Source organism: Bacteroides sp. HF-162 (assembly GCF_015679285.1).
GTDB classification, from domain to species: Bacteria; Bacteroidota; Bacteroidia; order Bacteroidales; family Bacteroidaceae; genus Bacteroides; species Bacteroides uniformis.
Genome location: NZ_CP064937.1, coordinates 2,867,629 through 2,880,914 on the forward strand (window position 1 = coordinate 2,867,629; position 13,286 = coordinate 2,880,914).

The 13,286-nt window shown below is 40.5% G+C and carries 14 protein-coding genes and 2 tRNA genes; all 16 read left to right on the forward strand.

Annotated elements, in window-relative coordinates; all coding sequences use genetic code 11:
- Positions 1–3: 3 nt before the first annotated feature.
- A tRNA-Ser gene (locus ITJ87_RS11785) sits at positions 4–88 on the forward strand.
- A 6-nt stretch (positions 89–94) separates the two neighbouring features.
- A tRNA-Tyr gene (locus ITJ87_RS11790) sits at positions 95–176 on the forward strand.
- Between the two features lie 94 nt (positions 177–270).
- Positions 271–894, forward strand: a complete 624-nt coding sequence (locus ITJ87_RS11795) for a hypothetical protein (RefSeq protein ID WP_032581963.1) — start codon at positions 271–273, stop codon at positions 892–894.
- A 27-nt stretch (positions 895–921) separates the two neighbouring features.
- The gene (locus ITJ87_RS11800) at positions 922–1,329 is read left to right on the forward strand and encodes a hypothetical protein (protein WP_004327383.1); all 408 of its coding nucleotides are present in this window, start codon (positions 922–924) and stop codon (positions 1,327–1,329) included.
- 37 nt (positions 1,330–1,366) lie between these two features.
- Entirely contained in the window at positions 1,367–2,560 is a 1,194-nt protein-coding gene (locus ITJ87_RS11805; RefSeq protein ID WP_005794414.1) for a hypothetical protein, read from the forward strand.
- A 19-nt stretch (positions 2,561–2,579) separates the two neighbouring features.
- On the forward strand, positions 2,580–2,954 hold the full coding sequence (locus ITJ87_RS11810) for a hypothetical protein (protein ID WP_005794411.1): 375 nt from the start codon (positions 2,580–2,582) through the stop codon (positions 2,952–2,954).
- A 2-nt stretch (positions 2,955–2,956) separates the two neighbouring features.
- The gene (locus ITJ87_RS11815; protein WP_004326777.1) at positions 2,957–3,280 is read left to right on the forward strand and encodes a hypothetical protein; all 324 of its coding nucleotides are present in this window, start codon (positions 2,957–2,959) and stop codon (positions 3,278–3,280) included.
- A 3-nt stretch (positions 3,281–3,283) separates the two neighbouring features.
- Positions 3,284–3,814 (forward strand): hypothetical protein, encoded by a 531-nt coding sequence (locus tag ITJ87_RS11820; RefSeq protein WP_004326776.1) that lies wholly within the window; start codon positions 3,284–3,286, stop codon positions 3,812–3,814.
- Positions 3,815–3,837: 23 nt separating this feature from the next.
- Entirely contained in the window at positions 3,838–4,206 is a 369-nt protein-coding gene (locus ITJ87_RS11825; protein WP_224205391.1) for a hypothetical protein, read from the forward strand.
- A gap of 23 nt (positions 4,207–4,229) precedes the next feature.
- Positions 4,230–4,793, forward strand: coding sequence for a hypothetical protein (locus ITJ87_RS11830; RefSeq protein ID WP_004326773.1), 564 nt, complete (start codon positions 4,230–4,232; stop codon positions 4,791–4,793).
- A 101-nt stretch (positions 4,794–4,894) separates the two neighbouring features.
- Positions 4,895–5,353, forward strand: a complete 459-nt coding sequence (locus ITJ87_RS11835; RefSeq protein WP_004326772.1) for a hypothetical protein — start codon at positions 4,895–4,897, stop codon at positions 5,351–5,353.
- A 113-nt stretch (positions 5,354–5,466) separates the two neighbouring features.
- Complete coding sequence (locus tag ITJ87_RS11840; protein ID WP_007854272.1) at positions 5,467–5,637, forward strand: hypothetical protein; 171 nt, start codon at positions 5,467–5,469, stop codon at positions 5,635–5,637.
- 17 nt (positions 5,638–5,654) lie between these two features.
- On the forward strand, positions 5,655–11,129 hold the full coding sequence (locus ITJ87_RS11845) for a tape measure protein (RefSeq protein WP_143888259.1): 5,475 nt from the start codon (positions 5,655–5,657) through the stop codon (positions 11,127–11,129).
- Positions 11,126–11,638, forward strand: a complete 513-nt coding sequence (locus ITJ87_RS11850) for a hypothetical protein (protein WP_007854278.1) — start codon at positions 11,126–11,128, stop codon at positions 11,636–11,638. The genes ITJ87_RS11845 and ITJ87_RS11850 overlap by 4 nt, the downstream gene beginning before the upstream one ends.
- Positions 11,639–12,234: 596 nt before the next feature.
- Positions 12,235–12,549, forward strand: a complete 315-nt coding sequence (locus ITJ87_RS11855) for a Rha family transcriptional regulator (RefSeq protein WP_004326767.1) — start codon at positions 12,235–12,237, stop codon at positions 12,547–12,549.
- Between the two features lie 9 nt (positions 12,550–12,558).
- Positions 12,559–13,284 carry a KilA-N domain-containing protein gene (locus tag ITJ87_RS11860; protein WP_004326766.1) on the forward strand — a complete coding sequence of 242 codons (726 nt, stop codon included), beginning with the start codon at positions 12,559–12,561 and terminating at the stop codon, positions 13,282–13,284.
- Positions 13,285–13,286: the final 2 nt, after the last annotated feature.

The following is a 13,286-nucleotide window of genomic DNA, read 5'->3' on the forward strand; positions in this document are numbered from 1 at the left end:
ATTGGAAGTATGGGTGAGTGAACGATACCACCTCTTTGCTAAAGAGGCAAGCTGAAAGGCTTCGGAGGTTTGAATCCTTCTGCTTCCGCAAAACGGGTAGTTACCGAAGTGGCAAACGGGATAGACTGTAAATCTATTGGCTTTCGTCTTCATTGGTTCGAGTCCAATACTGCCCACTATTAAATGAAAAATAAGACCAAAGAGTCAGATTGATGCAAAAAAGCATTGTCTGACTCTTTTTTTATTCAACATAAACACAAAATAAACACGATGGAACAAGAAAAAATCTTATCCACATTAAGCGAGAAACTTGGAGAAACCAGTTTTTCACCGCAGACATTACAGAAGTATGTAGAACTTAATCCCGTAGCCGAAGGTTCGGAGCCTGACGAGGCTTATTGGAACAAGGCTGTGAATTTTCTGAAAGGGATGCAAGGACAGTACAACCATGATGTCGCAACCAGAGTTGAGGACTTTAAGAAAAACTATAAGCCCCAACCGACTCCCCCGACACCTCCAACTCCACCGGCACCACCGAAAAACGATGATGAACTGGAGAAGAAGCTGAAAGAACTGGAAGCACGTTTAGATGCAGAAGACAGCAAAAAGGTTCAAGCTGACCTGCTAAAGAAGGTTACGGCTGCAATGAAAGCCAAGCAAGCGAATGATGATTACGTATTGGGCAAGACTTTGCAGGGGGTAACTTTCGATACCAAGAAAACTGTGGATGAACTGGTTACTGAATTTCTGCCAAAATATGATGCAGAATATAAGGCGTGCAGGGGTTATGGCACCGCCCCAAGAACTTCTGACGGTTCAGGTGGAACACAACACAATGCAGCCAGCAGATACTTTGAACGTAAAGGCAAGAAGGAAGGCTGGAAGAAGAATTAAAATTATTAACTCTAAAACAGTAAATGTATGGGAACAATGGGTAACACGTTTGATGTGAACACCGTGAAATACGGACATGCCCGTAAAGTGTGGCGTGAAATCCGTCACCGTTATCCGGGCGGTGGTATGGTGAGCAACATTTCCGATTGGGTTGCGGTTGGCAAGATTCCTGCCGGTACAGCTGTGAAGTTTGATCTTTCAGGTAAGACATTCACCGCTTATACGGATGCACAGATCAAGGCGGCTGAATCAGATATTACCACTCTTGGCATTAATGGTTATTTGCAAGAAGATATTCTTGTAGCCAGTGGCAACACAAAGGCCAGTGGGACAGTAGTCTATGCCGGAGAGATTTATCAGTACATGTTTGACGAAGAAGTGGTCGCTATCCTGCAAAAGATTACTACACTTCCTCAAATTGTATGGGTGCAGTAAAAGAATTTGAAAACAACATTTAAAATACGACAATTGTATGAATACACTTCCTATTGATTTGTACAAGGTTATCGAGTATGGGCTTGGTGGGGACACTTGGCAAGAATTTATTGACCGTTACAAGGAGAAGTATGACCTACTTCAAATTGATGGTTTTGAATTTGAAGCAACCAAGTTGGATTATACTTTCTCCCAGCTTATTACGAGCCTCGGCGTGAAAACGCTGCCAGCTTACGTTGATCCGGAAAGTCCGGGTTATGAAGCTGCATTGGGAGAACTCGAAGGAAGGACGGGTAATATCCCGACTCAAAAGAAGTTCTACCGTTTGAACCGTGTGACTGTGAGACAACAATTGCAGCTGTTGCAACGGGTAGGCATGTCCGCATTGACGGAAGAGATGCAGAATGTGTTCTTGGGCTTGCTTGATGAAAGTGCTGACGGTCTTATCGGATCGTACTACAATGCGCTTACTCACCAGCGAATGAGAATTGTTTCCACGGGTAAGTTCACTATTGATACTGATAACAACCCACGTGGTTTGAAGGGTATCACTATTGACTTTAATATCCCTGAAAACCATTATCAAGTATTGGCCGGCACAAGCCGCTGGTGGACTAAGGATGAACATATTCCGGCAAATCAAGGCTCTGCCTCTGATCCGATTATGGATGTAAAGAACAGAGTGAAAGAGATTCGCCGCAAATATCATTATTTGGGCAAGATCAGGATGGAGCTGGCGCAGGACTTATGGGATGATTTAATGACTCATACCACGGTTCTTAAACGTATCGGCCATTCCCTCTATCCGACTGTGACGGATGATAGTACGGTTATTGCCAATGCACAGAATGAAGATGAAGACCGCCTGAAAGCCATTTTCAAGAAACTGGTTAAGGTGGATGAAATCGTGCCACGTGACAGCTATGCTTTTGTTGACAAGCCCGGTAAGGATGCGGACGGACAACCTGATCTTATCACTGAACAAGTGGAGAACTTCAAGGCCACCAATATTGCCTTTATACCAGTAGGTCAGATCGGTACTATTCAAGGTGTGGAGCCTTTGACTTTGGGATATGAGGCAAACAAGGTTGCTTCTTATGACGGTGGACGCTTGAAACTGACACAGAGAGCCAATCCTGAAACACATTCAATCTATATTGAAAGTGAAGCCGCCCAAATGTGTGTGCCGAGAATGCCACAGTATATGTTCATCTCTACTGTAACTGTGTAATTCTTAAATTCATGCAAGAATGAATGAGGAACTTTCTCATACGGAAGATATGACCATTGAGGACTTTTTGAGTGGCGCAACTGCTTATGAAATAGCGGACAACGCCCTCAAAAGGGTTCTTGTCAAGCGGAAAATCGCTTTTGGAACAATGGTAAGTGAACTGACCGAAAGGCAGCTTGATCTTGCCACTGCCGATATTTACATGTGGTGTGCAAGCACTCCAAGCAGTAAGAATGATACCGAAGACAGTGACGGGGGATGGAAGCATAAGGAAGGTGGTTGGCAGACCAGTGCATACGACAAGCGGCAACTCCGTGAAATGGCGAAAGAACTGTATGAGAAATGGGATGAAGAAGTTGTAAAGGGCACTAAAATCAGAATAGTCAATTTTTGAGTATGAAAGTAAATAATCCACGGCATCCGCACAAATGTACTGTTTACCGAATTATAGGTGAGGATTCTTTCAGTGATGGTGAGAAGGTGATCTTGTATGAAGGTATATGCCGAAAGGAAGGTAGTACAAATTTGCGGACATTCAAAACCGATAATGTGATAAAGAGCGATTATCTGTTGAGCCTTCCCGGAATTGTTGAAGGAATATTGGCCGGTGATCTGATAGATGTCACGGACAGACAAGGCACTTTCACTCAATGTATGGTTACTGATAGCTATGCCGGAAATTTGGGAACAACTGTGTATTTCAATCTTGCAAAAAATTAACGCATGGATAACCGGAGCAATGAAGTATTGTTTGATGAAGGAATAAGGAAGGCAAAGGAGCTTGTTTCAGGATATATCTTTGATGTCTTGACTAAATGCTGTGAAGAACTTATCCAAGATGCACTTGATAACAAGTCAGGCTTTCGGAATCTTACGGGTAATACAATAACCAGTTATGCGTGCGGATTATTCATGGACGGTAGATTTTCCTATTTCGTTTGTAGTGGAGATTCAATGAAACAACCGGTGAGAGTAAAGCTGACTAAAGGTGAAACATTTGTAGGTGTCAGTTATGATAATCAGAACAGACGTTTTACTGGAACAATAGAAACTGATAAAGGTTATGGCGAAGCATTCTCCTTTGATTTCTTGAAAAGATATAAGTCGGAATCACGTAAAGGATTTGAGATAGTAATGTGCACGGGTACTGAATATTCAACCTATTTGGAGAATGTGTTGAATGCAGATGTTCTGACCGGAACATTTCAAAGGGCACAAAATACATTATTCAAGAACTTTAAACCAATGAAATGATGGGACGGACAGTTTATAGACGTATGGATATATTAAAACAAATCGCTGATGCAGTAACCGGCATTGGTGAAAAGGTTTTCATAACAGATCGTCCGGCTGCTGAACAAAAGGCGATGAAGGACTTTGTTGTTATCCGGTTGCCACAAACTATCCAAGATAAAGGGAGTACCTACCAAGACACTTACTGTCAGATAAACGTTTTTGCGCATGATCGCTCAAACGGTATTGAGAATACAGTCCGTTTGGATGAAATGCAAATGGAAGTGGTTTCAAAATTTCCAATAGTGACGGAATTGTTTTCAGCTGTAAGTCCACGATTGCTTCCCGGAGGAAATGACGGACTCGGTTTTCATTCCTTAATAATACAAGCGAAGCTAATAATAAACAAATGACACAAACTTAAAAAGATACGATTATGGCAGAGATTTCTATTACTACCAAACTGGAAGAGTTAAAGGTGCTCTTTAATCAGATGAAGGAGGTTTATTATGTGTCCAAAGTCAATAGTGACCTCGCAACTTTAGCGGCTTTTGATATGGAGCTGCCGGTACTCTCTGACGGAGTTACATTTGATACCGGAGCTGCCGATGTTTCCAAGATCAAGTTGACAACCGGAGCAACTTGGACTTCTATTGCTAATGCTGGAGATTCCGATATTCAGTTTCAAGTACCTTCCGTGGCAGGAAAGATCAATGACTTGTTACTGAACAAGAAAGCGGAAACGGTGACTATGACTGCTACCATTGATGGTGAGACTTATGAAGGTGAAGGTTACAATATCGAACCGAAGAAAGTAATCGGAGGACTCTTCATGCGTAGTGAAGACCGTCAAACAGCCTTGTTCTTACCGAATGTTGAGGGGTATAGCAACTTCGTCAGCGAGCAGGATAAGCCGGGGTACTTTAATGTATCTGTTTCTCCGTTGAATGATGCTAAGGGTGCCTCTATTTACATTTTACGTAAAAAAGTGTCCGAATAAAAAACTTAGGATATAACACTTTGCAAAATTCATATCAGCGAAAAGGTGGTGAGCTACTTGATACCGGCCACCACCTTTTTTCGTATAAAACACGATAAAATATGACAAAGAAGAATGACATAACACTTCCTACACCGGAGGATGAAAGGCTATTGAATGATGTGTTGGAAGACAGTGTGGACTATGTGGAAGTCCGAGGAAAGAAATATGGTATTTCATGGCTGAAAAGAGGGACTATACGCAAATTCACCAGTACCATGCAGAAATCGGGAAATGATGATAAGATCAGTTGCCAATGTGCAGCCGCTATCATTTTGAACGGATATTGGAAGATCAAGTTCTTCTATCCTTTCTTGTGGCGATGGTTCTTTTATATCAAACAATATGGAGATCATGAGCTGATGAAGGTTATAGCCGTCGGCAAAAAAAAAATTCCAGTGGAAGACTACTTGACCGCTACCATATATCTGACCGCGATGAAGGACACGATGATGACAATGACAAAAGAGGAAGCAGAGCATATCCTTCACGAACCAGCTACGGACAAACGTGGGAAATAGGCAAGTCCTATCCGTGGCTGACAGAGCCTTTGAGAGTATTTGGGATTCCAATAAGCAAGCCCTTGTTTGGTATTTATTGGGTACTTACAAATGCACAAATTGAACTATTGGCAATGGATGTGTCTATTGTGGTTACAGATTGTGACAAGGACAACAAGGAAAAGAAGCACGATACGAAGAACTTCAAATCCCCTTCCGTAAGCGAAATAGAGGATGCTGCCAAACGCTGGAAAAATAAGTATGGCAATGGAGAAACAGCAATTAACATTAATGATTATAAGTAGCACAAACACAATAATATATGGCTGATCTCGGTAATTTATATTTTGATATACTGTTCCGTGATAAGACAGCGGAACAACGTAAAAAATTGAAAGCGGAAATCACCAAAGACTTGCAGGCAAAACTTGATGTGGGTTTTGACAAGAAGAAGTTGGTTGGTGATATGAAGACTTTGCTTCAAAGTGAGAAGTTTAAGATCAATGTGGTAGTGGATAAGGCCAGTACCACACAAGCTGTCCGTGCCGCCTTGCAAGCCGCCGGGTTGAATACAAACTTTACAGCAAGTGATTTACGCGCCGCCAAAGCCGCAGCCATTCAAACCAAAGCGGAGGCTTCTGCCGCAGCCGCACGTGAGCTTGCGCGACAAAGAGCCGCCCGTGCCGCCAAAGCGGAACTGGATTTGGCTAATGCCCGTGAGAGATCAGCCAATGCAGCAAGGCGGCACATGACAGCCACTCTCAATATGAATGGAGCAATGAACAGCCAGTTGAGTATTGTCGGACAATTAAGAAATGAATTTTTGGGGCTATACTCCATTTATGCGGCACAAAATTTCTTACGTGCAGTGGTTGATATTGGTGGTGAGTTGGAGAATCAGAAAATTGCAATGGCCTCTATCCTGCAAGATGAAGGCAAAGCTACAACCATATTCAATCAGATTAAGAAACTGGCTGTTGCTTCTCCGTTCGGGGTTATGGATTTGAATCAGTATGCCAAGCAACTTTCTGCATATTCTATACCATACAATGAATTGTATGATACCATGAAAAGGCTGGCTGATATATCAGCCGGTGTAGGTGTTGATATGGGGCGTATCATATTGGCCTTCGGTCAGATAAAGGCTGCTAAATTCTTGAAAGGAACAGAATTGCGGCAATTGACGGAAGCGAACATTCCTATGGTGGATAAACTGGCCGAGCGATTCAGTAAGTTGGAAGGCCGCATTGTCAGTGCCGGTGAAGTGCTTGATATGATCTCGAAAAAGAAAGTTACGTTTGAGGACGTAAAAGATGTTCTTTGGGAACTTACGGATGATGGTGGCATGTTTCATAACATGCAGGAAGTTCTTTCAGAATCAGTCAAATCCAAATGGAAGAACTTGGCTGATGCGATTGACATTATGCTTGGTGATATTGCGGAGTCAATGGGTAGTACATTGAAATGGACTGCCGAAAGCCTTACCACCCTTGCTCAAAATTGGAAAGAAGTTGTACCTTTTATAACAGCGGCCACAGCTGCGTTTGGAACATATCGGGTTGCGGTTTATGCAGGATCACGTGCCATGGGAGTGGCAAATGCTACATTAATAAAAGGAACACTCGCAGCTAAACAGAAAACAGCAGCGGATTTAGTGATGGCTTCCAATTACCGCACTTTAACTGCCGCTGAAAAAGGATTGATTGCTTCAAGAAATGCTATGACTACCGCAGAATGGAGGGCATTGGCTGTTAGTGGCGCATTGAACAAAGAACAAGCGTTGAGGTTGATAACACTTGGGAAAATTAAATCAGGTCAGGCAGGACATATTACCCAATTACTTAATATATCAAAAGCTGAACTTCAAGTGGCTATGTCAGCTGGAAAAGCTCGTGTGGCAATGGCAATGCTTAGTTATGGAGCCAAACAAGTTTGGACTGCTTTTAAGGGTTTGTTCAATCCATACATGTATTTGTTCGCTGGACTTTTTGCCATTACTGAATTATGGTATAAGTCCGGGCAAAAGGCTGACGAAATGAACGAGCGTATTTCCGAGCTGACAACAAGAGCACAAGACGGTTTCAAGAATTTAACGAAAGAAGCTCAAAAATTTGCTGATGTTGATCCTTTTAAGGCGAATGATGCCTCACTGATTTCTTCTATTGAAGAAATGAAAACAGCATTAAAGGATTATTCTCCAGTTTGGGCAGACACTTTTAATGAAACGTTTAAGACTGATGATGAAGGAAATACGGTTAAAAGCCTTGCAGAACAATATATATTGCTTCGGAATGCTTTGAATGATACAAAAGAGGCTTATAGATTGTTGAATGCCATAAAAGGTACGTCTGAACATGCCAATGAAGCGACTGACGGTTATTTTGATGACAGTTTTCTTGAAAATATCAATGACTACATTGATGCGGAGGAACGGGTAAACAAGATTATTGGCCGCATGTCAGGCAGCTATATCGAGTATTCCACCGCCATGCAGAAAGTTATAGCCAAACATGGTGATTTTGCCAAAGCCGCTTCGGGTAAACCGCTGAAAGAACAGCTATCCATTCTCAAAGAATACCCCAAAGCATTGGCCAGCCTGAATAATGAGTTGCCTTTCACTGGAGGATATAGAGATGATATTTTTCAATTGCGGAAAGCGTGGAAAAACTCTAAGCGTATTTATATGGAAGATGTATTGCCGGATATGAAAGACTTCCTATCTGGGTACAAGTCGAGGCTGAAAGCTGCCGGCTGGGATTTGGAGAATTTGAGTGATGCGCAGAAAATAGCTATCGGTTTGGATATAAGTTCTTTCTTTGATACGTTCGAGAAGATGCCGAAATATATGCGAGACTTCTTTAACGAGAAGACTCTTGAAGAAGAGTTCAATATCAAGATTAATGCTGAATATACAGAAGCCAGTCAAAGTTTTTCTGATTTGCAGAAAAAGTTCAATGAAGCCACAGATGGGCAATTTGAAGCCCAAATAAAGGTTTCCACAGATTCAGAGAAAATCATTGAAGGAATACAAAAAGGATACAAGGAAGCTAAAGAGACAACAAATCAATTGAAGCCGGTATTGATTAAAGCCGGAATAGATTTGTCAGGTATTGGAGCTATTGACTTGTCAAAACTTCCCGACTGGCAGAAGCAAATTGTATCAGATTATAAAAAGGCTTTCGACACAATGCAAGCCGGTGAGAAAGGAGCTAAAGAAATCGGGTTTTCTCTCACTGATCCAAATAAGGATAAGAGCAAAAAGGATGCCTTTGCCGAAAGATTGAAAGAACGGGTAAACTTACTAAAGGAGGCATATTCTGAATATAAGAAGTGGACTGACATTGTTGGAAAGGGAGAAGCTGCCAGCAAGGTTAAAGAATCGGGTATTTTTGATTCCTTATTTAAAGGTAAAGAACCGGTGAATATTGTAAATTATCGGGATGAATTGAATAAGATCCTTAACCAGCTTGACGATAAGACCAAAGAGCGTAGGGAATTGAAAGTCTCTATACGGAAAGTGCTTTTGGATATTGATGCCAACGCTATGAAAGAAGCTTCGGATAAGGCCACAAAGGAACTTGAAAGGTACGTGTCTGATGTTTCAAAGAAATGGGATATATACAAGCAGCTTATCAATGCCGGTGCAAGTAAGAAGGATGCTTCAACTTATGCTTTTGGTTTTTTGACTGATTATGAGAATGAAGCGCAATATTTAATAGATACAGTACAAAAGAAACTCAAAGAAAAGGCTGTTGATCTTCCATTCACTTTGAGTGACGATGAAGCAGAAAGTATATTAGGAGGTAAAGACAGCCCATTATATAAGCAATTTTTTAAGGTGTGGAAGGATGCTAAAGAGGCATTTGAGAAAGATAAGGTAAGTATTGCACTTGATGATACAAAGGTTATTGCCAATGCAAGATCAACGATAGAAAAGATACGAATATTAAGTGAACAGTACGCATCAAAGACTGGATTAAGTGTCGGAAAAAATGGGGAGTTGGTTGGTGATACGTCAGGTCTAAACAATGTTCAGAAGGCTTATCTTGATGAATATAATAAGAAGCTGATTGAATTAAAATCGACCTTATTACAATTGTTACCTGAATGGGAGAAAATATTTGGAGATAAAGAGCAACGTTCATTCTCTGATTTGAAAGAGGCTGAACGTATCGCAAGGGAAATCAAGAATAATGCAAAGGTTTCCTATGATAGCGATGGAAAGCCCAATGGATTTACTTCTTTTTTTACGAAAGATGATGGTAGTATTGAAAATGTTAAGGGTGCTTATTCTTTGTTGGATAAATTGATAAAAGCCATCCCCCAGTTGCAAGATGCACAGTTGGCTGTAAATCCATTCAAAACCTTAGCGAAGAATGTAAAAGAACTTTTTACTTCTGAAAAAGACAGCGACAAACTGGAAAAGAAAATCGGACGGTTGGGAGAAAGTGCCGCTGAAAGTGCTGATCTTGTCGGCAATTTTGCAGGACAGATGTCTTCCATGTTCGATGCTTTGGGCAATGAGGGTATGGCCGATACAATGGGTAATGTGCAGGATGCCATGTCTTCTATAAGCAATATCGGGCAGGGATTCGCCAAAGGTGGAATAGTTGGTGGTATTGCTGCCGCTGCCGGTGAAGCTGTAAACTGGATTGGGAAGATAGCACAAGCACATGACAAAAAGCTTGATAAGGCTATTGAAAAAAGTAAACTTCGTGCTCAACAGTTGCAGTATATATACGAACAGATTGACGGTATTCTTGAACGTTTCTTGGGCAGTGGCACGGAACTAAAACTTGTAGATGCAGAAAATGACCGTACCCGGTTGAATCAATTAAATAATCAGATTGAGGCAATACGCAATAAGGGGAAGATCAACATCTTCGATTTGATGTCTTTGCAGAAATATAAGCAGGAAGCGGAAAAACTTCAAAAACGTGTTTCGGCATACGATGAAGGCGGTGCATACGGGTATCAACGTGCCTTGATGCAAGAACAACTTTCAGAGTTGGAGAAACAGCGGCAAGCCGAAATTGACAAGAAGAAGACGGATGATAGCAAAGTGGCTGATTATGAGAATCAGATTGCGGAGATGAAACAGCAAATAAAGGATTTTGCCGAAGAAACGGCTGAATCTCTTTATGGCATTAATTTGAAAGACTGGGCTTCGCAGTTGGGAGATGCCTTGTATGAGGCATGGCAGAAAGGCGAAGATGGTGCTGAAGCTTTCAAAAATAAGGTTGCCGATATTATGGGTGATGTTATGAACTCCATTCTCAAAATAAGTATTTTGGAACCGGCCATGCAACAGCTTCAAAAGATGCTTTTTGGTGAGGATGGAATGAGTGGTTATTTCGGCAAGGATTTCTCTCTTGACGAAAGGGAGTTAGAAAGTATTGCGGACTATCTAATGGGGGTCAGTGAGAAAACCGATGATTACTATTCCATGCTTGACAAACTGAATAACTATATGGAAAAGAAATATGGTATCAGCATGAAGGAAGAGGAAGAAGACAGTGGAAGTGGTTTATCTAAAGGCATACAGAATGTTACTGAAAATACCGCTAACCTTTTGGCTTCTTATATAAATGCAATCCGGGCTGACGTGAGTGTCAAACGGGAGTATGTGCGCAGATTGGTTGAAGAATTGTTCCCGGCCTATAATGTAATAGCACAAGCGCAATTACAACAACTGACAATGATACAGATAAATACAGCAAAGAATGTGGAATTTGTGGAAGAAATCAGAGATATACTGCATAGGAATATAAACGGTGTAAACAAATTTAATGTATGATTATGAACAGATTAAATAGTGAATTGAGAGGCCATGCCGTATCGTATGGCCTCTGCACACAATGGCAAGGTGACTGGCAAAATAATAAAAGCCAGCAAGAATTGATCGGAATGTATATACGGGGTATTGATTTTTGTATTGAACACGATTATCCGACAGTGGAATATATAAAAGGTAATTTTGACCGGAGTCTGCTTCATCAAAACCTTATTTTTGTTGATGAACCAGTGACCGGAGGCAACAATGGTGTATATGTACTGAACGGTAAATGTTCAGGCAAACTTTCTTTCGGTAAATTTACAGCCGCTACTCTCCATTTGCGCCATGATAGTGAATTGACTCTTGAAGTGGAAGATTGCGCCAAAGTTTTTGTGAGTGTATATGATCGGGCTAAACTACATGTAAGGCAAAGCGATGTGGCTAAAGTTTATGTATATGTTCATGGTGGAAACTGTAAAATAGAATCCGAAGGCAATGTTATGGTAAGATATAAAAAGAATAGGGACTAACACGTTTTCTGCAATATATTTATTTACAGTATTTTATATTTCTAAATTATTTGAACGGTATCATAAATTGCAACCAACATCTTGTCACAATACGGTAGATACGCGCATTATTTATATTATGTCTAAATTTTAGAGTAAATATAACTGTTTTTATTTACCGATTCTTACCGTTTGTTACTGATGTTTACCGAATTTATTTTATTGATTTTTAGGTTGTTGTATGGTGAAAATATCGTCTTTATATTTGCGCTGGAAACAATGTTGTAAGGTTCATTACGTGGTTGTCATGAACTGGAGTAAAATATTATAGGGCATTCTCTTTGAGGCAGACAACCACATTAAGCTTCATCGGGATTTGCCCTTTCTCTTTACTATTATGTCAAGCGTGACTATTATATTAAGGAGGGTTCAGTAGGTACGAGTAATGGCGTATTGGGGTTCGATTCCCTGCCTACTACAAGATCGGACAAAATAATTCCCCAAAAGCGGAGATGTCCGAGCCGCTGATGGGGAAAACATTAACTTTATAGTGCAAAGATATGGAAAATTTTAATCAGTTAATACCTATTGATGAGGGAAAAGGTAAAAAAAGAACAATGACCTCCTTACAGATTGCAGAAATTACGGGCAAAACTCATTCAAATGTAATGCGAGATATTCGCAATATCCTTGAACAACTGGAAGAAAAACATAAATTCAATTTTGAATTGATGTTCAAAATCACAAAGTTAGGGAATAACGCAGAAAGAAAAGACCCTTATTATCTTCTCACTAAAAAAGACTGCTTGCTTCTCGCAAGTGGTTATGATGCAAACTTACGAGCCAAAATTATTAATCGTTGGGAAGAACTTGAAGAAAACAAGCGTGAACTTTCCCGTAAAAGGGAGAAATCTTTGTTAAGTAAAATCTAAATTTATAATATGAAAACAAATCAAGAAATGGTGCGATACATTGATAGTTTTTCTGTGGTTCAGCGCACGAGTGATGGTTATTTTGACGGAACTGAATTGCTTCGGCAGTGGAATAATGTAGAAGGGAATCCGAGAAGGCAAATGAGTAAATTCTTAGAATCTGATAATACATCAGAGTTTTTGAAAGCTCTTGCAGAGGATGAAAGCCATAGAGCAAAAATGCTCATTGGTGAAAATCAACTACTTATAAAAGTTAAGGGTAGAAATACGAAAGAAGGCAAAACACCCGATAAAGTTTGGATGAATCCGCTTCTGTTTATCAAATTTGCTATGTGGATAAATCCGGCTTTTGAAGTCAAAGTATTACGGTTTGTGTACGATGAAATGATTCGCTATCGAAACGATGCCGGGGATGCTTACAAAGAACTTGGCTCTGCCGTTCAGAAGATAGTTCCTAAAGAGTTTATGCCGAAAGCAATGCAAAAGGTTGGGGAAGCATTGAATTGGGTTGTGTTTAACTCACATGAGAAAATGCTTCGCAACAAGCAGGGTGATGAAAGCAAACAACGCGAACTGTGGCAGCTTGAAAAGAAGGTGGCTGATTTAATCAACGAGGGATTCATTACCAACTTCGATAATTTAATATCATACCTTAGAAAACAATATTCAAAAAGGAACTATCCTGCCGTGTTCCAATTACAGCAAGAAAATACAAATTTTATCCACTATAAATAATA